Here is a 20687-nt window from a genome sequence, read left to right as displayed (position 1 = left end):
AAGGCCGCATCCCGGATCGGGGATGCGGCCTTCATCGTTCGTGCGAGGTCTCAGGCGAGGGCCTTCTCGATCGCCGAGATCACCTCGGGCTCGTTGGGCTTGGTTTGCGGGCGGAAGCGGTGCAGCTCACCGTCGCGTGTCACGAGGAACTTCTCGAAGTTCCACATGACTGGTCCCTTGGCGCGCTCGGCGTTCGGGGACTTCTTCAGCGCCTTATAGAGCGGGGCGGCGTGCGATCCGTTGACGCGCACCTTGTCCATGATGGGGAACGTGATGCCCCAGTTGACGGCGCAGTAGTCGAGGATCTCGTCCATCGCCCCGGGCTCCTGGCCCATGAACTGGTTGCAGGGGAAGCCGATGACCTGCAGGCCCTGGTCGCCGTACTGCTTCTGCAGCTCCTCGAGCTGCTCGTACTGGGGAGCCAGTCCGCACTTGGATGCGACGTTCACGATGAGGAACGCCTTGTCGCCGAAGTCGCCGAGTGTCGCCTCCTTCCCGTCTGCGGTGGTGAACGGGATCTCTCGCAGCGAGGAGGTTTCGGTCATGTCTCCACGATAGGACTCGCGCAGATGCCCGATGCGCTCGCCGTCTGGGAGAATGTGAAGGATATGTCCACGACCCTCGCTCCGCCCGCGCCACTGCGCATCGGGCCCATCACCCTCGACGCGCCCGTCGTGCTGGCGCCCATGGCGGGCATCACCAACACCGCCTTCCGACGTCTGTGCCGCGAGTACGGTGCCGGCCTCTACGTGAGCGAGATGATCACCACTCGCGCGCTCGTCGAGCGGAACGCCACGACCATGCGCCTGATCCGCCACCACGAGTCCGAGACCCCGCGGTCGATCCAGCTCTACGGCGTCGACCCGGCCACCGTCGAAGCGGCCGTCCGGATCATCGTCGAAGAGGATCACGCCGATCACGTCGACCTGAACTTCGGGTGCCCGGTCCCGAAGGTCACTCGCAAGGGCGGAGGCGCGGCCCTGCCCTGGAAGACGGCGCTGTTCCGCGAGATCGTCGAGCGCGCCGCCAAGGCCGCGGGTTCGGTCCCGCTGACGGTGAAGATGCGCAAGGGCATCGACTCCGACCACCTCACCTACCTCGAGGCCGGCCGGATCGCCGAGGGCGCCGGCGTCGCCGCCGTCGCGTTGCACGCACGGACGGCGTCCGAGTTCTACTCGGGGCACGCCGACTGGTCCGCGATCACGAAGCTGAAGGAGACGGTGACGAGTGTCCCCGTCCTCGGCAACGGCGACATCTGGTCGGCGGAGGACGCCCGCCGCATGATGGCCGAGACCGGCTGCGACGGCGTCGTCGTCGGACGCGGATGCCTCGGCCGCCCCTGGCTCTTCGGTGACCTCGCGCGCGAACTGGGCACCGGCCACGCCGCCGATCCGGTCGACGCGACACTCGGGTTCGTCGCGGCCGCGTTCCGACGCCACGCGGAACTCCTGGTGGAGTTCTTCGAGAGCGAGGACCGCGGCTGCCGCGACATCCGCAAGCACGTCGCCTGGTACTTCAAGGGGTACCCGGTGGGCGGTGACCTCCGCGCCAAGCTCGCGACGGTCTCGAGCCTCGAGGAGATCGACGAACTGCTCGCGACCCTCGACCTCGAGGCGCCGTACCCCGGCGCGGCCGCCGAGGGGCAGCGCGGGCGTGCGGGAACGCCCAAGCGGCCCGCTCTGCCCGACGGCTGGCTGGACTCGCGCGAGATCGGCCACGCGGCATCCACCGCCCTCGCCGATGCGGAGCTCGACACCAGTGGCGGCTGAGGCGGTGACCGGCGCGAGCGTGGGCATCGCCGCCGGACGTCCCACGGGCTACGACGACCACGACGCCGAGCGGTTCCATCCCGAGAAGCACCGTTCCCTCCGCGACGGGTTCGCGCGTGACCGGGCGCGGGTGCTGCACTCCGCGGGGTTCCGTCGCCTGGCAGCCAAGACCCAGGTGCTGAGCCCCGCGAGTCCCGACGACTTCGCCCGCAACAGGCTGACGCACTCGCTGGAGGTGGCGCAGGTCGGTCGAGAGCTCGCGATCGCGCTCGAGCTCTCGCCCGACGTGGTCGACACGGCCTGCCTGAGCCACGACCTCGGGCATCCGCCCTTCGGGCACAACGGCGAGCGTGCGCTCAACGAGTGGGCCGAGGACATCGGCGGTTTCGAGGGCAACGCGCAGTCGCTGCGCATCCTCGCCCGGCTCGAGCCGAAGGTCGTCGACGACGACGGTGAGAGCTTCGGGCTCAACCTGACCCGGGCGAGCCTCGACGCGACGTGCAAATACCCGTGGACGGCGGATCACGCGATCCCCGACCCGGGTGGGCGGCAGAAGTTCGGCGTGTACGCCGAGGACGAGGCGATCTTCCACTGGATGCGGCAGGGTGCGCCCGGCCGGGTGCGGTGCATCGAGGCGGAGGTCATGGACCTCTCCGACGACATCGCCTACTCGGTCCACGATTTCGAGGACGCGGTGCTCAACGGTTACCTCGACCCCCGGCGCCTCGCGGACAGTCGCGAGCGCGAGTCGCTCCTCACGGCGATCCAATCGTGGGTGGGCCTCGGCTTCAGCCGGGACGAGCTGGCGGACGCGATGTACCGGCTGGTGCGGCTGCCCGAGTGGATGACGGAGTTCGACGGGACGCGCGCCTCGGTGGCGCGGCTGAAGAACCTGACGTCGGACTTCATCGGACGCTTCGCGCGCGCGGCGACCGCGGCGACGCGCGAGCACTACGACACCCCGGCGTTGACGCGATACCGGGGACGCATGATCGTGCCGCGCGTCATCGAGGCCGAGATGGCGGTCCTCAAGGGGACGATCGGCGCCTTCGTCGTGTCGATCGACGGTCGGAAGGGTCTCTACAAGGAGCAGCGTCGCGTGCTGAAGCGGCTCGCGTCGGCGCTCCTCGAGCGCCCCGAGCACCTCGACCGCGTGCACGCCGTCGACTTCGCCGCGGCGCAGACGGATGCCGAGCGCAAGCGCGTCGTGGTCGACCAGGTCGCGACCTTGACGGACCGCTTCGCGATCGAATGGCATTCCGCCCTCGTGGGGCCCGTCGACCTGCGGGAGCTCGGACTGTGGCCGGCGGGATCGCGGGCGGTCGCGAACCCCGGCTTCGCGCTCCCCGAACCGATCGAGGGCCTCTGATGGCCCGCATCCGTCAAGCCGACGTCGACGAGGTGAAGGCCCGCACCAACATCGTCGACATCGTCGGCGAGCGGGTCGCCCTGAAGTCCGCCGGTGTCGGGTCGATGAAGGGGCTCTGCCCGTTCCATGACGAGCGGAGCCCGAGCTTTAATGTCCGTCCGCAGGCGGGGTACTACCACTGCTTCGGATGCGGCGAGTCGGGCGATGTGTACTCGTTCCTGCGGGCGATGGACCACCTGTCGTTCACCGAGGCGGTCGAACGCCTCGCGGGGCGGATCGGCTACCAGCTGCACTACGAGGACGGCGGCGCCGCCCCCGAGACGAGCGGTCGCACGCGGCTCTACCAAGCGAACACCGCCGCCGCGGAGTACTTCCGTGGACAGTTGGCGACGGCCGAAGCGGATGCCGGGCGTCGATTCCTCGGCGAGCGCGGCTTCGACGCCGGTGCTGCGGCGCACTTCGGGGTCGGGTACGCGCCGAAGGGCTGGAACAACATGCGCGACGCACTGCGCGCACAGGGGTTCACGGATGAAGAGCTCACCACGGCGGGCCTCGTCTCGCAGGGGCAGCGCGGTGTCTACGACCGCTTCCGCGGACGCGTGGTCTGGCCCATCCGTGACCTCACCGGCCAGACGATCGGCTTCGGTGCGCGCAAGCTCTACGACGACGACCAGGGACCGAAGTACCTGAACACCCCCGAGACGCCGATCTACAAGAAGGCGCAGGTCCTGTACGGCCTCGACCTCGCGAAGAAGGACGTGTCGCGGTCTCACCGCGTCGTCGTCGTCGAGGGATACACGGACGTCATGGCATGCCATCTCGCCGGCATCACGACGGCGATCGCCACCTGCGGAACGGCGTTCGGATCCGACCACATCACCGTCCTCCGTCGCGTGATGGGCGACGACAGCGCGGCGGGCGAGGTGATCTTCACCTTCGACCCCGATGCGGCAGGTCAGAAGGCGGCACTGCGCGCCTTCGCCGATGAGAAGAGGTTCTCCGCCCAGACGTACGTGGCCGTCGCGCCCGATGGTCTCGATCCCTGCGACCTGCGGCTGAATCGCGGCGATGGCGCCGTGCGTGCGCTCATGGACGCCAAGGCCCCCATGTTCGAGTTCGTCATCGATCAGAAGTTGGCGGGCTTCGACCTGCGGAGTGTCGAGGGTCGTGTGGGTGCTCTGCGTGCGGCGGCACCGATCGTTGCCGAGATCCGCGACTCGTCGCTGAGGCCGGGGTACACCCGGGTCCTCGCCCGCAAGCTGGGGATGGATCTGGGCGAGGTGACGCCGGCGGTCGAGCGGGCCGCGCGGGGCAATCACGCACCGCGCGAGCGCGGCCCAGCGGCTGCCCAGTCACCGGAGGAGGGTTCCGCGCCGGTGCGGGTGACGATGGCGACGTTGCCGCGGACCGCGAGCGTGACTCTCGAGCGAGACGCGCTCATGGGGGTGCTGCAGTACGGGCACGTCCTGGATGCCGCCGAGGTGGATGCCGCGCTTCAGATCCCGATGGAGCACCCCGCTCTCGAAGCGGTGCGCCAGGCGGTCACCGCTCAGCCGGATCGGTCGCGCGTCGGCTGGTCGACGGCGGCGGTCGACGCGACACGGGAGCCGTACCGCGGGCTCGCTGCTGAGCTCCTGACGTCGTCGTTTCCCGCGCTCACGGAGATCGAGGCGAAGGCGTCCGCACGAGCCATGTGCCAGCGGTTGCGGCTGCGCGCGATGGATCGCGAGAAGGCCGAACTCCTCGGGGCGGTTCAGCGGGTGTCGGCCGAGTCCGAGGAAGGTCGCGCGGTCCGCGTCGCGCTGCGGGACCTCGATCAGCGACGACGGACCCTGGCCGACTCGATCTGATCGGCGCCGATGATCAGCGCATCGACCTCGACGACTGGCATCCCCGGCTCGGAGAGGTGAGGATGGATCGCATGCCTCGAGTGAACGATCCGGATGCCGCGATCTTCTGTTCGGACCTGTCGATCGCTCGTGCGTCAGCCGACACACGCGTCGTCGACGGCGTGTCGATCCGGTTGATGCCAGGTGAGACCCTCGCTGTCATGGGAGCAACGGGCTCCGGGAAGTCGAGTCTGGCGTCCTGTCTGGCGGGGGCCGATCAGCGCGATCTTCGCATCGTGGGGGGCACCGGCGAGGTCGCCGGGATCTCGCTGCGTGCGCGGGGTCGTGCCCGCCGCATCCGCGGGTACCGCACCGGCCATCTCGCGCAGGGCGTCAACTCGTCGCTTCCCTCCCGCCTCACCATCTCCGAGATCGTCGCCGAGCCGATCACGGGGCGCGATCGGAAGGTCAACGAGCGCGCGCTCGCGCTCCGCGTCGCCGCGCTGCTCGACGAGTTGCAGCTGCCCATCGGCGCATCGGAGAAGTACCCGTACGAGCTCAGCTCGGGTATGCGTCAGCGGGTGGCGATCGCGCGGAGCCTCGTCCTCGATCCGCAGGTCCTCATCGCCGACGAGCCCTATGCCAACCTCGACGTGGATGTCCGTCCCGCGGTGCGCGACGCACTCCTGCGCAGGATCGAGGACGGCATGGCGCTGCTCGTGGTCACCAACGAGCGCGAGCTCGTGACCGACCTCGCAGCGCAGGTGCTCGTCCTGCGAGCAGGTCACCCGGTCGGTGTCGGCCGGCACCTCGACGACGTGCTGTGGACCCCCGACGAGGCGACACGCATCGGCGGCTGATGTCACGAACACCCCTCGGGCTTTGCTACGATTGTGTGGTTGCCCGGTTCCGGGTGACTGATCCTCGGTAGCTCAATTGGCAGAGCAATCGGCTGTTAACCGATAGGTTCTTGGTTCGAGTCCAAGCCGGGGAGCCACTCTGACCGAAACCCCCGGATACCCGGGGGTTTCGTCATTCCCGAACTTTGCGAGCAACGGATTTCTCTTGCCGCGGCGCCCTTGTGGCCCCATGCTGATCGCATGGACACGGGGAACGCAGGCTGGTCGGCCTGGACCTGGGGTGAACGTGTGGGAGCGCTGGTCGGCTTCGCCGCGGTCATCCTGCTGTTCTGGGCGGCGGTCCAGTACGGCGCGGGCAACGACGTCGCCTTCTTCGGGCTCGCACTCGCCCTCGCGCTCGGAGTTTCGGGCCTCGGCATCCACGTCGCGGCGCGCGAGGCGCGCTACCGCCGCCAGGCTCGCGACGAAGGATCGGCTGCCACGCCGCCTCGGTGAGCATCGGGGGTGCTCGGACGCACGGCACGAGCGCGGACCCGATAGTGTGCAGAGCGGATTTCAGAACACGTGGGGGGATCACGATGACGGATCGTACGAGCGCGCCTGCCGGATGGTACCCGGCGCCGCATGCGGGCAACGAGCTGCGCTACTGGGACGGCACGGAGTGGACGGCGCCGCCGCCGGCTGTTGCGGCGTGGCCGGCGCCCGGGGGGGGGGGCCGCCCCGGGGCAACCGGCCGGCTACCCGGTGTCCGCACCGCAGGTCATCCGCCCCCTCCGCGGCATCGCCGGAGCCACCCGCATCCTCCTCATCGTCGGGGCGGTCGTCTCGTTCCTCACCGTCCTCGTCGAGGCCTGGGGACTCGTCGCCGTCGACGGCTTCACCCGAGGAGCCGCGCCGCTGTCGGACCTGGAGCTCTACGACACGCTGTCCGCGCCGATCTCCTTGGCGTCGGCGGGGCTGATGCTGGCGACGGGAATCTGCTGGGTCGTCTGGCAGTACCGTGCCGCGGTGCGCGTCCGCGCGATCACCCCGACCGCCACTCGTCGCACACCGGTGTGGCACGTCGTGTCCTGGCTCATCCCCGTGATCGCGTGGTGGTTCCCGTTCCAGAACGTGAAGGACCTCGTGGTGGCTTCGCGTGCGAGCCTGACTCGAGCGATCCTGGGCACCTGGTGGGGCCTCTGGATCGCTTCGACGGCGTTCGTGTCACTTTCCGGCAGGCTGTCGTGGAACGCCGAGACCCTCGCGGACTACCCTGCCGTGATGTCCACGTCGCTGTTGGGGGAGCTCCTCTCCATTGCCGCCGTTCCGCTTGCCATCGTGATCCTCACCCGCGCGACCGACGCCATGGACCCGGCAGGGCGCTGACGCTCACGCGGTGAGCTGAGCCTCCACGTCCGTGTCGTCGGAGCCGCTCGAGGCGACGATCCGGCCTTTGTCGAGCCGGAGGAACCGGAACTCCGCCGCGTTGACGTGGCGACGGGTGGCAGGGATGCCGCGCCACGGTCCGGTATGCGTCCCGCTGCCGCGGAGGTGCGCAGCGATGCGGTCGTCCTCGGCGACGAGTTGGATCGTCTTCCACCGCCAGTCCGGGAAGCCGTGGAACAGGTCGGCGAGATCGTCGATCCAGGCGTCTGCTCCTGCCGGCAGGTGTGCGCGGCGGACCGCGGGGTCGAGGAACCCGCGGACCTCCGTCAGATCATGTCGGTTGCACGCGTCGAGATACTCCTCGAACCACCCGTGCAGCTCCCACGGTTCCACGCGAAGTGCCTCAGGCGTCGAGGTCGTCGACGCCCGGCATCCAGCTCTGGCCCGGCTTTCCCCAGCCGCGCTTGCGCGCGATCTTCTGCGTCGTCTTCCAATCGGAGTCGGACAGCCGGTCGATGTAGAGGATGCCGTTGAGGTGGTCGAACTCGTGCTGCATGATGCGGGCACGCCAGCCGTCGACACGGATGCGGACGTGGCCGCCGTCGAGGTCGGTGCCGGTGACGAGCACCTCGTCGCCGCGGCGGAGCGGGAAGCGCTCACCGGGGAACGACAGGCATCCCTCCGACTCGTCATCGGGGTCCGGGGATCCCGGCTCCGGCGGCGACATCCAGAGTTCGGGGTTGATGATCACGCCGCGCCACGGGGCGCCGTCGTCATCCTGATAGGAGTAGGTGTAGATGCGCAGACCGACGCCCACCTGGGGGGCTGCGAGTCCCACACCGGGAGCGGTGTCCATCGTCTCGAACATGTCCGCGACAAGGGTGCGGATCTCATCCGTCACCTCGGCGACGGGAGCGGCGACGGAGTGAAGGACGGGATCGCCCATGATGCGAATCGGAAGTACGGCCACGTCAGAAGCCTAACGAGGCCTGAGCCGGGTATCGTCGAGGCGTGATTCATGCCGGAACACCGATCAACGACCTCACCGATGAACTGGTGGGCGTGTTCGGGAACCCGGCGATCCTGATCGGCATCCCGCTCGCCCTCGTCGGCGCGGTCTTCATGTCCTTCGGCGCGCAGTACCAGCACCGCGGTGTGCAGAAGGTCGAGCGGCTGACGGCTCAGGCGGGTGTCTCCGGTCTGACCGGCAGTCAGCTGCTCCGTCTGCTGACGCGTCCGTCCTGGGTTCTCGGGACCGTGATGCTCGGCCTCGCGATCGTGTGCCAGCTGGCGGCGCTGTCGTTCGCGCCGCTGATCCTCGTCCAGCCGATCGGCGCGATCTCGCTGGTCATCACGACGCTTCTGAACGCCCGGATCAGCGGCCACAAGCCGACGAGGCGCTCGATCACCTCCATCGCGCTGTGCGTCGGCGGCATCTTCATCTTCGTCACGGTGGCCGCGCTGTACGCGACCGAGCGCCCCATCAGCGACGGGCAGCTCCTGACCGTCCTCGGCATCCTGCTGGGCGTCGTGGTGGTCCTCGGCGTCCTCTGGGGGACGCTGCGCAAGCGGATGCGTGCCCTGTTCTACATCGTGGCGGCCGGCGTGGTCTACGGCTTCGTCGCAACCCTCGCCAAGGTGGTCATCAACCGCATCGCCAACGGCGACTTCGAATGGCTCACCGTCTTGTGCATCGTCGCCCTGCTCGCGGGCACGGCGATGGGCGCCTACTTCGTCCAGACGGCCTACTCGTCGGGTCCGCCGGACCTCGTCATCGCCGGTCTCACGGTCATCGACCCGATCGTCGCCATCGTGATCGGTCTCGCGGTCCTCAACGAAGCGCAGGGCGCACCGCTCGGCGCATACATCGGTTTCGCGATCGCGGGCGTCCTGGCCGTCACCGGGGTGTTCCAGCTGGCCCGCTACCACCCGCAGGTGGTGAGCGAGAGCCAGGAGATCCCGATCACGCGGGGGAGTGCGGATGCCGCCGAAGGCAGACGTCCCTCGACGGGGTCGATCCGTCTCACCGAGGCCGTTTCGAAGGTGTGGCCGGAGCCGCCCGTGAAAGACGAGGACCGGCCCGGGCGATAAGCTCGACTCCACAGGGGGCGGTGGCCAAGCTGGTCAAGGCAGCGGGCTCATAACCCGACGATCGTGGGTTCAAGTCCCACCCGCCCTACTCAACCTCTGAACTTCTACGGCGTCGCACGAGGAAGCCCCCGCTCCTTTGCAGAATGCGAGGGCTTCGTCGTATCGCGTAGGTTCAGTCGTCCTGCGCGTCGGACTCCCGTTCGTCGGTGTCTTGCTCGGCGGCCGTGATGTCATCGTCGCCGATGTCGCCTTCGGCCTGGCTCGGCTTGTCGGGGATGGAATCGCTCATCATGTCTCCTTTCGACACGCACATCGAACGCCCTCGCCGCGTTCGACCCGCAGGGGCTTGACAGAGCATCCTCGCTATCGGTTCCGTCGCTGAACGGCGTCGTAGGAAGGCTGGCGGACCGCGTTCACCCAGCGATACATGCGCGCTCCGGGCAGCACATTCCGCCCTGCGTCGAAGCGGATGTCCAGGTCGCCTCCGCGGCTGCGCAGGCTCAGGAGCGCGAATGGATGCCACGGCCCGCCCGGCGTGGCGAAGGAGAGGGAAAGGTGCCAGGCGTCTTCTCGCAGAACCCTCTCGATGCCCGGAAGGTCGTTCGGCAGGGATGGCCGAAGCGGGCGTGCTCGGAGAAGGATGGCGCCCGCGGTGCCGCGGTAGGGGATCAAGGTCGTGAAGACTCCCCGCGACGGGTTTCGCCGGCTCAATAGAGCGAACCGTAGCGGCAGCGCCGATCCGGTCGACGCGAGCTCGATGTCCGCGTACCCCTCATCCGTCTCGACCCGGAGTGCGAGCCCGAGGATGTCCGGAAAAGGCTCGGGGAGCCCGATCGACCGCGAGTATCGGGCGGTGACCGTCGCCCGGGTGCCGGGCGAGGGTGCGTCGATCCACGCGATCCCGGCGACATGATCTCGCTCTCCCCAGAAGACGTCGCCCCTCAGCGGGACACCGCGTGGATGAATGGGCCTCGGAGACCGCATCGTCTGCAGCGCGAGGAAGCACCGTTGGATCGCGTGGCCGAGTAGGCCGAATGTGGCGGATGCGTCAGCGATCGTCGTGGTCCTCGGCGGTGACCTCGCTGCCGGCGCGGGCTGCGTCCTCCTTCACCTCGTCGCTGACGGCGTCGGTCGGGAGTGCGTCATCGGCGTGAGCGTCATCGGCGTCGCGCGTGTGGGGAGTGTTGTCGCTCATGATGGTCCTTTCGTCGAGCGGTCAGCTTGCGCCCATCGTGTCCCGCGGGCCATGGGGTTGACGAACGTCCGACGAACCTCGTGTTACACGGTTGTGATTCGCCCAGGATATGGGCGATAATGGCGGCACAACCGGATATCCGGCCAGCACTCTCCATCAGGTCGTAGGGGAAGACGTACCTGAACGAAACGGAGAGATCGATGGCCACACCTCACGCGCGCGGAGTGATCTTCATCCACTCCGCGCCACGCGCGCTGTGCCCCCACCTCGAGTGGGCTGCTGGTCGTGCCCTCGGGCATGCCGTCAGCTTCGACTGGGCGGACCAGCCCGTCCAACCGGGCAGCCGCCGCGCGGAGTTCTACTGGGAGGGACCCGCCGGAAGCGGGGCCGCTCTTGCCTCCGCCATGCGCGGCTGGGAGCACCTGCGGTACGAGGTGACGGAGGATCCGACGCCCCGCACCGACGGCGGTCGCTGGCTCCACACGCCGAGCCTCGGCATCCACTACGCGCAGACGGATGCCTCGGGCAACGTCGTCGTCGGAGAGGACCGCATCCGCTACGCCATGGAGATCGCCGCCGGCGACATGAGCGAGCTGCAGCGGGAGCTCGACGTGGCGCTCGGCGCCTCGTGGGACGAGGAGCTCGAACCCTTCCGCCACGCAAGCGACGACGCTCCGGTCGTGTGGCTGCACAAGGTCGGCTGAGACGACTCCGCTGGAGCGGACACTCCATGGACGGACAGGTTTTCAGGCGGGGTGAGTGGGCCTCGACCGGCTTCGGACGGCTTCCCGGAGACCGGGGCGGCTACCGCCCCGCCTGAACTGAACGACGAACGCCCCCGGTGGCTTCCCGGGGGCGTTCGTCGTGTTCGGGGTCAAACCGAGCGGAACGCGACGACGGCGTTGTGACCGCCGAAGCCGAACGAGTTGCTGATGGCCAACTGGTCGCCGTCGCCGAGCGGGACGGTGTCGCCGGACAGACGGAAGGGAACGGCCGGGTCGGGCTCGGTGATGTTGATGGTCGGGGGAGCGATGCGGTCGCGGAGCGCCAGCACCGTGAACATCGCCTCCAGCGCTCCCGTGCCGCCGAGGAGGTGACCGGTGGACGCCTTCGTGGCCGACACCGGCATCTCGTCGACCCGGTCGCCGAAGACGGACTTCAGGGCGACGTACTCGTTCGGGTCGCCGACGGGGGTCGACGTCGCATGCGCGTTGACGTGGGTGACGTCGTCGGGCGAGGCATCCGCCATCTCGAGCGCGAGGCGGACGGCTCGCGCCGCACCGGTGCCCTCGGGGTCGTTGGCGGTGATGTGGTACGAGTCGGCGGTGACGCCGCCGCCCACGAGCTCGGCGTAGATCTTCGCGCCGCGGGCCTTCGCGTGCTCCTCGGTCTCGAGGATGAGGACCGCGGCGCCCTCTCCCATGACGAATCCGTCACGGTCGATGCTGCCCGGACGGGATGCCGTCTCGGGGGAGTCGTTGCGACGCGACAGCGCCTGCATCGAGGCGAACGACGCGATCGTGATGGGGTGGATCGCCGACTCGGTGCCGCCCGCGATGACGATGTCGGCGAGGCCGGCCCGCATGTGCTCGATCGCGTTGACGATCGACTCGGTGCTCGATGCGCACGCGCTCGCGAACGTGCGAGCGTAGGCGCGAGCGCCGAAGTGCAGCGAGAGGTTGCCCGCTGCAGCGTTGGGCATGAGCATCGGCACGGTCATGGGCATGACGCGCCGCGGGCCCTTCTCGCGCAGGGTGTCCCATGCGTCGAGGAGCGTCCATACCCCGCCGATGCCGGTGGCGAACTCGACGCCGAGGCGCTCGGGGTCGACCTCGGGCGCGCCGGCATCCTCCCAGGCCTCCTTCGCCGCCACCATCGCGAGCTGCGAGGACGGGTCGAGGCGCTTGGCGACGGGACGGTCGAGGACCGTCTCGGGTCGCACCTTCGCCTCGGCGGCGAACGTGACGGGCAACTGGTACTGCTCCACCCAGTCGTGCTCGAGCGTGCGGGTACCGGACGCTCCGGCGAGGAGCGCCTCCCAGCTCTCGCTGGCGGTGCCGCCGATGGGGGAGGTCGCACCGATGCCGGTGACGAAGATTCGCGTGTTGCTCATGATTCCCTCGTGCTGCTCCGGTGGGGGCGGACCCCCACCGGACGCGCGGATCAGGCCTGGTTGGACGTGATGTAGGTGACGGCGTCGCCGACGGTCTTGAGGTTCTTGACCTCGTCGTCGGGGATGGTGACGCCGAACTTCTCCTCGGCGTTGACGACGATCGTCATCATCGAGATCGAGTCGATGTCGAGGTCGTCCGTGAACGACTTCTCGAGGGCGACCTCGTCGGACGAGATACCGGTCTCGTCGGTGATGAGCTCAGCCAGGCCGGCGAGGACCTCGTCGTTGGTGAATGCCATGGGATTTCTCCTTCTGTGGGGGTCGGCCCAGCCGGGCCGGTAGTCAGTTTAGGTGGGGGACGGCCGTCGTCACGGGAGGACGACGACCTGTGCGCCGAACACGAGCCCGGCGCCGAAACCGATCTGCAGGGCGAGGCCGCCGCTGAGCTCGGGGTGCTCGTCGAGAAGACGGTGGGTGGCCAGCGGGATGGATGCCGCCGAGGTGTTGCCCGTCGTCTCGATATCGCGGCCGATCACGACGGTGTCGGGCAGCTTCAACTGCTTGGCGAACTCGTCGATGATGCGCATGTTGGCCTGGTGGGGCACGAAGGCGGCGAGGTCGTCGGGCGTGATCCCCGCGGCCTCGATCGCCTGCCGGGCCACCTTGACCATCTCCCAGACGGCCCAGCGGAACACGGTGGGCCCTTCCTGACGGAGCGTCGGCCAGGGGGCGACACCGTCGCGGAACTCGGTCAGCGTGTGGTTCATGCCCACGGCATCCGCTTTCGAGCCGTCCGATCCCCAGATGGTCGGGCCGATGCCGGGCGTGTCGCTGGGGCCGATGACGACCGCACCGGCACCGTCCCCGAGCAGGAACGAGATCGAGCGGTCGGTCGGGTCGACGACGTCGCTGAGCTTCTCGGTGCCGATGACGACCGCGTAGTGCGCGGCACCCGCACGGATGAGGGCGTCCGCCTGCGCGACGCCGTAGGCGAATCCGGCGCACGCGGCGTTCAGGTCGTAGGCGGCGGCCGGGTTCGCGCCGACGCGGTCGGCCACAATCGCCGACACGGACGGGGTCTGCTTGGGGTTCGAGATCGTCGCCACGATGACGGCGTCGATCTTGTCGGCCGGGACGCCGGAGCGCTCGATGGCTTCGGCCGCGGCGTCAGATGCGAGGTCGATCGCCGTGGTACCGGCATCCGCTCGTACTCGCGTGATGATGCCGGTGCGCTGACGGATCCATTCGTCGCTCGAGTTGATCGGCTCGATCAGGTCCTCGTTGGGGACCGCGTTCTCACCGCGGGCGGCGCCGTACGCGTAGATGCGGGTGTGCGCCGCGCCGGTGGGCTGGATCAGCTGGGGGGTCATGCGTTCTCTCCGGTCAGGAGGGCGTTCGCGGCGGCGAGGTCCTCGGGCGTCTTCACCGCAACAGACGGTACGCCGCGCAACCCGCGCTTGGCGAGTCCGACGAGGGTGCCGGCGGGAGCGAGCTCGATGATGCCGGCCACCTCGTTCTCGGCGAACGAGGCCATGCATAGGTCCCATCGGACGGGGTTCGCAACCTGCGCCACGAGGAGGTCGACCGCGGCGCGGCCGTCCGAGACGGTCCCGCCGTCGCGGTTGCTCCAGAGCGTCAGAGCGGGTTCGGATGCCTCCACCGCGGCCGCAGCCGTGCGGAGGGTCTCGACGGCCGGTGCCATGTACCGCGTGTGGAATGCGCCCGCGACCTGCAGCGGGATGACCCGGCTGCCGCGCGGCGCGTCGGAGCCGAGCTCGGCGAGAGCCGGAAGCGCCCCGGCTGCGACGATCTGTCCGCCGCCGTTGTAGTTGGCCGGCGTCAGGTCGAGCTCTTCCAGGCGGGCGAGGACCGTGGCCTCGTCGCCGCCCACGACCGCGCTCATGCCGGTCTGCTCGAGAGCGGCGGCCTCGGCCATGGCGCGGCCGCGGATGCTGACCAGGCGCATGCCGTCCTCTTCCGTGAGGACGCCGGCGGCGACCAGCGCGGCGATTTCACCGACGGAGTGTCCGGCGACGCCGTGGGGGCGATGACCGGCGTCGACCAGCGCGCGCCACGACAGCAGGCTGGCGGCGACGATGAGCGGCTGGGCGACCTTGGTGTCGCGGATGCGGTCGGCATCCCACTCGGTGCCCGCCGCGACCAGGTCGACCTCGGCGTAGGCGGAGTACTGCTCGAGAAGCTCACGGGTGCCCTCGGTCTCCAGCCACGGAGTGAGGAACCCGGGGGTCTGAGAGCCCTGACCCGGGAAGACGGCGATGATCACGGTTTCCATCCTTGCAAGTTCGAGTCGTCGTTGCTGTCGGTGAGCGCACAAGAAAGTGCGATCCGTTTGTTCGAGTCGTACAGAGATCAGGTTCGGCGCACGGGGCGACGGCGGGTCACGTCGCCGCCGATCGAGCCGAGGATGAGCGCCGTCTGCAGGATCAGAGCCTCACGGGGACCTGTGGCATCCCATCCGATGACGTCGGAGACCCGCTTGAGTCGGTAGCGGACCGTGTTGGGATGCACGAACAGTTCGCGGGCCGTCGCCTCGAGCGAGCGACCGTTGTCGAGGTAGCTCCAGAGCGTCGTGACGAGATCCGTCGAGTGCGCCTGCAGCGGGCGGTAGATCCGTTCGATGAGCGTGGCCTTCGCGAGCGGATCGCCCGCAAGAGCGCGCTCGGGAAGCAGGTCGTCGGCGTCCACGGGGCGCGGGGCGTTCCGCCACGACTTGGCGACCGCGAATCCGGCCAGGGCCGCCCGGGCGCTCAGCCCTGCGTCGAGCAGAGCGGATGCCGTGGGCCCCAGCACGAGGTGACCGCTTCCGAACCCCGGCTCGAGGCGCGTCGCGATCTCGGCGAAGGGCAGCTCTTCGGCATCCTCGCGGCCGCTCTGGTCGGCCCGACCGATGACGAGAACCAGGCGGGAGCCCTGCACTCCGATGAGCACGTCGACGCCGAGCTTCCGCGCCGTGCGGCGCACCTGGTCGACGTCGAGCTGCGGGGGAGTCGTGCCCACGAGGACCGCGACCTCGCCGTGGCCGTGCCAGCCGAGGGCGGCGATGCGGCTCGGGAGCTCCTCATCGGCCTCACCCGTGAGGATCGAGTCGACGACGAGCGCTTCGAGGCGGGCATCCCACAAGCCGCGTGCTTCCGCAGCCCGGGCGTAGACGTCCGCCGCGGCGAAGGCGACCTCGCGCGAGTAGAGCAGGATGCTCTCGCGCAGTCCGTTGCCCCGTCCGGCGACGCGTTCCTCGGTGGTCTCGACCGTCACCTTGATGAGCTGGAGCGTCTGGGTGAGGCTGATGCTCCGCAGCAGCTCGCGCGGCGCCGATGCGAAGACGTCGGCCGCGATCCACGGCGTCGAGTTCGGGTCGTCGTACCAGTCGACGAAGGACGAGATGCCCGACTGGGCGACGAGACCGACGGCCGACCGGCGCCCCGGAGGCATCTCGGCGTACCAGGGCAGGTACTCCTCGAGCCTCCGGAGCGTGGTGGTTGCGAGATCTCCCGAGATCCGGCGGAGCCACGCGAGTGTCTCCGCCTTCTCCTGGGCGGTCGGCCGTTCGGTCATCGCGCGGGTCAGGCTTCGCCGCCCGCGTTGCCGGAGGTGCCGGCGTTGACGTCGTGCAGGCGGTACTTCTCGATCGCCTGTGCCGACAGGCCGCGGTCGACGACGCCGTCCTCGGCGAGGGCCTGCAGGGTCCGCACGACGATCGACGGACCGTCGATCTTGAACTGACGACGAGCCGCGGCACGTGTGTCCGAGAAGCCGAAGCCGTCGGCACCGAGCGTCGCGTAACGGCGCGGGACCCACTGGCGGATCTGGTCCTGGACGGCGTGCATGAAGTCGCTGACGGCGACGACGGGGCCCTCCGAGTCGCGGAGCTTCTCGGTGATGTAGGCCGTCTTGGGCTCGTCGGTGGGGTGCAGGAAGTTGTGCTCGTCGGCGGCGAGGCCGTCGCGGCGGAGCTCGGTCCAGCTGGTCACCGACCAGAGGTCGGCCACGACGCCCCAGTCGTCCTTGAGGAGCTTCTGCGCCTCGTGGGCCCACGCCAGGCCGACGCCCGACGCGAGGATCTGGGCGCGGTGCCCCTCGCCCTCACCGGTCGAGACGCGGTGGATGCCGCGGACGATGCCGTCGACGTCGACATCCTCCGGCTCCTTGGGCTGGACGATCGGCTCGTTGTAGACCGTGATGTAGTACATGACGTTCGGGTCCTCGTGCTCCCCGCCGTACATGCGCTCGAGACCGGACTGCACGATGTGCGCGATCTCGTAGCCGTAGGCCGGGTCGTACGAGACGGTCGCCGGGTTGGTCGAGGCGAGCAGGTGCGAGTGGCCGTCGGCGTGCTGCAGGCCCTCACCCGTGAGGGTGGTGCGGCCGGCCGTGGCGCCGATGATGAACCCGCGCGCCATCTGGTCGCCGGCGGCCCACTGAGCGTCGCCCGTGCGCTGGAAGCCGAACATCGAGTAGAAGACGTAGACCGGGATGAGCGGCTCGCCGTGGGTCGCGTAGGACGTGCCGACACCGGTGAAGGCGGCGAGGGCGCCGGCCTCGTTGATGCCCACGTGCATGATCTGACCCTGCGGGCTCTCCTTGTAGGCCAGGAGCAGCTCGCGGTCGACGGACGTGTAGTTCTGCCCGTTGGGGTTGTAGATCTTCGCCGTCGGGAAGTACGCGTCCATACCGAACGTGCGTGCCTCGTCTGGGATGATCGGCACGATGCGGTGGCCGAAGTCCTTCGAGCGCAGCAGATCTTTGAGCAGCCGCACGAACGCCATCGTGGTGGCGACCTCCTGCGTGCCCGACCCCTTCTTCGGCAGCGCGTACACGCTGTCGTCGGGGAGGCTCAGCGAGGTGTGCGTGCTGCGACGCTGCGGGAGCGTGCCGCCCAGTGCGCGACGCCGCTCGACCATGTACTTGATGGTCTCGTCTTCGGCGCCCGGGTGGTAGTACGGCGGCTCGTAGGGGTTCTCTTCGAGCTGGGCGTCCGTCAGCGGGATGTGCATCTGGTCGCGGAACAGCTTGAGGTCGTCGAGGGTCATCTTCTTCATCTGGTGCGTCGCGTTGCGCCCCTCGAAGTGCGGGCCGAGCCCGTAGCCCTTGACGGTCTTCGCCAGGATGACGGTCGGCTGGCCCTTGTGCTCCATGGCCGCCTTGTACGCCGCGAAGACCTTGCGGTAGTCGTGGCCACCGCGCTTGAGGTTCCAGATCTGCTCGTCGGAGTAGTCCTTGACGAGGGCTGCGGCGCGCTCGTCGCGGCCGAAGAAGTGCTCACGGACGTACGCGCCGTTCTCGGCCTTATACGTCTGGAAGTCGCCGTCGGGGGTGCTGTTCATGAGGTTGAGCAGCGCGCCGTCCTGGTCGCGGGAGAGCAGGTCGTCCCACTCGCGACCCCAGACGACCTTGATGACGTTCCAGCCGGCACCGCGGAAGAAGCTCTCGAGCTCCTGGACGATCTTGCCGTTGCCGCGAACGGGGCCGTCGAGGCGCTGCAGGTTGCAGTTGACGACGAAAGTCAGGTTGTCGAGGCCCTCGTTGGCGGCGACCTGCAGCTGGCCGCGGCTCTCGACCTCGTCCATCTCGCCGTCGCCGAGGAAGGCCCACACGTGGGCGTCGGAGAGATCCTTGACGCCGCGGTTGGTGAGGTACTTGTTCGTCATCGCCTGGTAGATGGCGTTGATGGGACCGAGGCCCATCGAGACGGTCGGGAACTGCCAGTAGTCCGGCATGAGGCGCGGGTGCGGGTACGACGGCAGGCCGTGAGGGGCAGCGGATGCCTCCTGGCGGAACCCGTCGAGCTGCTGCGTCGTCAGGCCGCCCTCGAGGAACGAGCGGGCGTACATGCCGGGGGAGGCGTGCCCCTGGAAGAAGACCTGGTCGCCACCGCTCTCGTGGTCCGGACCGCGGAAGAAGTGGTTGAAGCCGACCTCATACAGTGCCGCCGACGACGCGTACGTGGAGATGTGGCCGCCGACACCGATGCCGGGGCGCTGCGCACGGTGCACCGTGAGGGCGGCGTTCCAGCGGATCCAGCTGCGGTAGCGGCGCTCCACCTCTTCGTCGCCCGGGAACTCCGGCTCGCTGTCGACGGGGATCGTGTTGATGTAGTCCGTCGTGGGGACCTGCGGGACGTTGAGGTGCAGTTCACGCGAGCTCTGCAGCAGGCTCAGCATGATCTCGCGGCCGCGGCTCGCTCCGCGGGCGTCGACGAGTTGGCGCAGGGAATCCTGCCACTCCGACGTCTCTTCCGGGTCGCTGTCCTGCGGGCCCTGCGAGTACGGATCCTGATCGTTGACAGTCACAAGAGGCCTTTCGTCGCCTGGCAGATCGTGCCAGGAAGGAGGGATCGAGCGAGGGCGCGCTTGTTCGCCGCGCACAACTCGCTTGTCCTCAGCCTACCCATACGGCCCGGTGCTGGACGCCGCGCGGGCGCCCTAGACTCGGTACGTCAGGGCCTTTAGCTCAGCTGGTAGAGCGCCACGTTTACACCGTGGATGTCGTCGGTTCGATCCCGGCAGGGCCCACCACCGGCATCCCGCCGCTCCCCTCAGTCCCGACCGGCGACCTTCGGTGTCGCGGGGTCGATGTACAGGTCGCCGCCCTTGCCGAGACGCGAGTGCCGACGTGAGTACGCGAAGTAGATCACGAAGCCGATGGCGAGCCAGATGAGGAAGCGCAGCCACGTCTCGACGGTCAGGTTGAGCATCAGATAGACGCAGACGATCACCGACAGCGCCGGCAGCCACGGATTCAGCGGGACGCGGAAGCCGCGCTCCAGATCCGGACGCCGACGGCGGAGGACGATGACGCCGACCGAGACGAGCACGAACGCCGACAGCGTGCCGATGTTGACCATCTCCTCGAGTACGCCGACCGGCGTGAGGCCGGCGACGAGGGCGACGATGACCGTCACGATCGCCGAGATGACCCACGGGGTGCGGAACCGGGGGTGTACCTTCGCGAGCCCGCGCGGCAGGAGGGCGTCGCGCGACATCGCGAAGATGATGCGCGTCGCACCGATCATGAGGGTCAGCACGACCGTCGTGAGGCCGGCCACGGCGCCCGCCGAGATGACGGTCGCCATCCAGGTCTGGCCGTGGAACGCGAACGCGTTGGCGAGCGCCGCGGCGGGGTCGAGCTTGTCGTAGGGCACCATGCCGGTGACGACGAGAGCGACGGCGCCGTAGAGCACCGTGCAGATGATGAGCGAGGCGATGATGCCGATCGGCAGGTCGCGCTGCGGGCGCTTGGTCTCCTCCGCCGTCGTCGCGACGACGTCGAACCCGATGTACGCGAAGAACACGAGGGCGGCGCCCGCGAAGATGCCGCCGACGCCGAACGCGGTCGGCTCGATGCCCGAGAAGAACTGCAGGAGCGGCTGGGTGAGTCCCGAGGCGGTCTCGCGGGGAGCTGCGTCCGGCACGAAGGGGGAGTAGTTCGCTGGGTTGACGAACATCAGTCCCGCGACGATCACGAACAGGACGATGAACAGCTTCACCGCGACGAGCACGAGGTTCACCCGAAGGGACTCCCGGATGCCGACGGTGATCAGCACGCCGAGGACCACCACCAGGAGGACGGCCATCAGGTCGATAGACCCGCCGTATCCGATCGCGGCGGGGATCGGGGCGCCGAGCTGCTCCATGAGCGATCCGAGGTAGGCGCTCCACCCCTGCGCGACGACGCTCGCCCCCAGGAACATCTCGAGGATCAGATCCCATCCGATGATCCAGGCGAAGAGCTCGCCGAGCGATGCGTAGGAGAAGGTGTAGGCCGAACCCGACACGGGAACCGTGGACGCGAACTCGGCGTAACACATGGCTGCGAGCCCGCACGCGATGGCGGCCACGACGAAGCTGATGACGATCGCGGGGCCGGCGACCTCATGGGCGGCGCGTCCGGTCAGGGTGAAGATCCCGGCGCCGATGACGACGCCGACGCCGAAGACCGTGAGGTCGAGGGCCGAGAGCGATTTCTTGAGTTTGAACTCGGGCTCTTCGGTGTCGGCGATCGACTGTTCGACCGTCTTGGTGCGCAGCACGCTCATGCTGTTCTCCTCCCGCGCGATTCCGGCACGCAATGTTAGT

General features: G+C 68.9%; 19 protein-coding genes, 3 tRNA genes and 1 pseudogene. 12 read left to right on the top strand and 11 right to left on the bottom strand.

Annotated features, from left to right (window positions below):
- Nucleotides 1-50: 50 nt before the first annotated feature.
- A complete protein-coding gene (locus tag MRBLMI1x_RS12655; RefSeq protein WP_363459147.1) occupies nt 51-545 on the bottom strand; it encodes a glutathione peroxidase in 495 nt (164 codons plus the stop codon).
- Between the two features lie 63 nt (nt 546-608).
- On the opposite strand from MRBLMI1x_RS12655, the gene dusB reads away from it, so the two are divergent.
- The 8 genes and pseudogenes from dusB (at nt 609) to MRBLMI1x_RS12615 (ending at nt 7195) form a co-directional block, all read left to right on the top strand.
- Entirely contained in the window at nt 609-1769 is a 1161-nt protein-coding gene (gene dusB, locus MRBLMI1x_RS12650) for a tRNA dihydrouridine synthase DusB (protein WP_363459145.1), read from the top strand.
- Entirely contained in the window at nt 1741-3138 is a 1398-nt protein-coding gene (locus MRBLMI1x_RS12645; protein WP_231370896.1) for a deoxyguanosinetriphosphate triphosphohydrolase, read from the top strand. Before dusB ends, MRBLMI1x_RS12645 begins: the two co-directional genes overlap by 29 nt.
- Entirely contained in the window at nt 3138-4988 is a 1851-nt protein-coding gene (gene dnaG / locus MRBLMI1x_RS12640; RefSeq protein ID WP_018186639.1) for a DNA primase, read from the top strand. Before MRBLMI1x_RS12645 ends, dnaG begins: the two co-directional genes overlap by 1 nt.
- Before the next feature lie 71 nt (nt 4989-5059).
- Entirely contained in the window at nt 5060-5827 is a 768-nt protein-coding gene (locus tag MRBLMI1x_RS12635) for an ATP-binding cassette domain-containing protein (RefSeq protein WP_026302846.1), read from the top strand.
- Nucleotides 5828-5888: 61 nt separating this feature from the next.
- Nucleotides 5889-5964 (top strand) — tRNA-Asn (locus MRBLMI1x_RS12630).
- A gap of 103 nt (nt 5965-6067) precedes the next feature.
- The gene (locus MRBLMI1x_RS12625; RefSeq protein ID WP_018186641.1) at nt 6068-6322 is read left to right on the top strand and encodes a hypothetical protein; all 255 of its coding nucleotides are present in this window, start codon (nt 6068-6070) and stop codon (nt 6320-6322) included.
- 83 nt (nt 6323-6405) lie between these two features.
- Nucleotides 6406-6468 (top strand): annotated as a pseudogene (locus tag MRBLMI1x_RS12620) (hypothetical protein); the annotation flags it as partial.
- Between the two features lie 103 nt (nt 6469-6571).
- Complete coding sequence (locus tag MRBLMI1x_RS12615; RefSeq protein WP_363459142.1) at nt 6572-7195, top strand: DUF4328 domain-containing protein; 624 nt, start codon at nt 6572-6574, stop codon at nt 7193-7195.
- A gap of 3 nt (nt 7196-7198) precedes the next feature.
- Here MRBLMI1x_RS12615 and MRBLMI1x_RS12610 read toward each other — a convergent pair whose 3' ends face one another.
- On the bottom strand, nt 7199-7588 hold the full coding sequence (locus MRBLMI1x_RS12610) for an ester cyclase (RefSeq protein ID WP_018186643.1): 390 nt from the start codon (nt 7586-7588) through the stop codon (nt 7199-7201).
- A gap of 10 nt (nt 7589-7598) precedes the next feature.
- Nucleotides 7599-8165, bottom strand: coding sequence for a peptide deformylase (gene def / locus MRBLMI1x_RS12605; RefSeq protein ID WP_018186644.1), 567 nt, complete (start codon nt 8163-8165; stop codon nt 7599-7601).
- 41 nt (nt 8166-8206) lie between these two features.
- On the opposite strand from def, the gene MRBLMI1x_RS12600 reads away from it, so the two are divergent.
- Together MRBLMI1x_RS12600 and MRBLMI1x_RS12595 are read left to right on the top strand one after the other, a co-directional pair.
- Entirely contained in the window at nt 8207-9286 is a 1080-nt protein-coding gene (locus MRBLMI1x_RS12600; protein WP_363459139.1) for a DMT family transporter, read from the top strand.
- Nucleotides 9287-9300: 14 nt separating this feature from the next.
- Nucleotides 9301-9374, top strand: a tRNA-Ile gene (locus tag MRBLMI1x_RS12595).
- 960 nt (nt 9375-10334) lie between these two features.
- Here the strand turns inward: MRBLMI1x_RS12595 and MRBLMI1x_RS12590 are convergent.
- Nucleotides 10335-10481, bottom strand: a complete 147-nt coding sequence (locus tag MRBLMI1x_RS12590) for a hypothetical protein (protein WP_018186647.1) — start codon at nt 10479-10481, stop codon at nt 10335-10337.
- 200 nt (nt 10482-10681) lie between these two features.
- Here MRBLMI1x_RS12590 and MRBLMI1x_RS12585 point away from each other — a divergent pair, with 200 nt between their 5' ends.
- Complete coding sequence (locus MRBLMI1x_RS12585) at nt 10682-11185, top strand: DUF3145 domain-containing protein (RefSeq protein ID WP_026302847.1); 504 nt, start codon at nt 10682-10684, stop codon at nt 11183-11185.
- A gap of 170 nt (nt 11186-11355) precedes the next feature.
- On the opposite strand, the gene MRBLMI1x_RS12580 is transcribed toward MRBLMI1x_RS12585, so the two are convergent.
- The 6 genes from MRBLMI1x_RS12580 to aceE form a co-directional block, all read right to left on the bottom strand.
- Nucleotides 11356-12594, bottom strand: a complete 1239-nt coding sequence (locus tag MRBLMI1x_RS12580; protein WP_020097418.1) for a beta-ketoacyl-[acyl-carrier-protein] synthase family protein — start codon at nt 12592-12594, stop codon at nt 11356-11358.
- A 50-nt stretch (nt 12595-12644) separates the two neighbouring features.
- Nucleotides 12645-12893 carry an acyl carrier protein gene (locus MRBLMI1x_RS12575; protein WP_018186650.1) on the bottom strand — a complete coding sequence of 83 codons (249 nt, stop codon included), beginning with the start codon at nt 12891-12893 and terminating at the stop codon, nt 12645-12647.
- 69 nt (nt 12894-12962) lie between these two features.
- Nucleotides 12963-13964, bottom strand: coding sequence for a beta-ketoacyl-ACP synthase III (locus tag MRBLMI1x_RS12570; RefSeq protein ID WP_018186651.1), 1002 nt, complete (start codon nt 13962-13964; stop codon nt 12963-12965).
- Nucleotides 13961-14878, bottom strand: a complete 918-nt coding sequence (locus MRBLMI1x_RS12565; protein ID WP_363459135.1) for an ACP S-malonyltransferase — start codon at nt 14876-14878, stop codon at nt 13961-13963. The genes MRBLMI1x_RS12570 and MRBLMI1x_RS12565 overlap by 4 nt, the downstream gene beginning before the upstream one ends.
- An 86-nt stretch (nt 14879-14964) precedes the next feature.
- Nucleotides 14965-16167, bottom strand: a complete 1203-nt coding sequence (locus MRBLMI1x_RS12560) for a PucR family transcriptional regulator (protein WP_018186653.1) — start codon at nt 16165-16167, stop codon at nt 14965-14967.
- An 8-nt stretch (nt 16168-16175) separates the two neighbouring features.
- Nucleotides 16176-18902 (bottom strand): pyruvate dehydrogenase (acetyl-transferring), homodimeric type, encoded by a 2727-nt coding sequence (gene aceE / locus MRBLMI1x_RS12555; RefSeq protein WP_363459133.1) that lies wholly within the window; start codon nt 18900-18902, stop codon nt 16176-16178.
- A 149-nt stretch (nt 18903-19051) separates the two neighbouring features.
- Between aceE and MRBLMI1x_RS12550 the strand changes: the two genes are divergently transcribed.
- Nucleotides 19052-19127 (top strand) — tRNA-Val (locus MRBLMI1x_RS12550).
- A 20-nt stretch (nt 19128-19147) separates the two neighbouring features.
- Here MRBLMI1x_RS12550 and MRBLMI1x_RS12545 read toward each other — a convergent pair.
- A complete protein-coding gene (locus tag MRBLMI1x_RS12545; protein ID WP_018186655.1) occupies nt 19148-20647 on the bottom strand; it encodes an amino acid permease in 1500 nt (499 codons plus the stop codon).
- Between the last annotated feature and the right edge of the window lie 40 nt (nt 20648-20687).

Origin of the sequence: Microbacterium sp. LMI1x-1-1.1, assembly GCF_040676205.1 — a bacterium.
GTDB classification, from domain to species: domain Bacteria; phylum Actinomycetota; class Actinomycetes; order Actinomycetales; family Microbacteriaceae; genus Microbacterium; species Microbacterium aquilitoris.
This window is presented reverse-complemented; position numbering and strand designations above follow the sequence as displayed.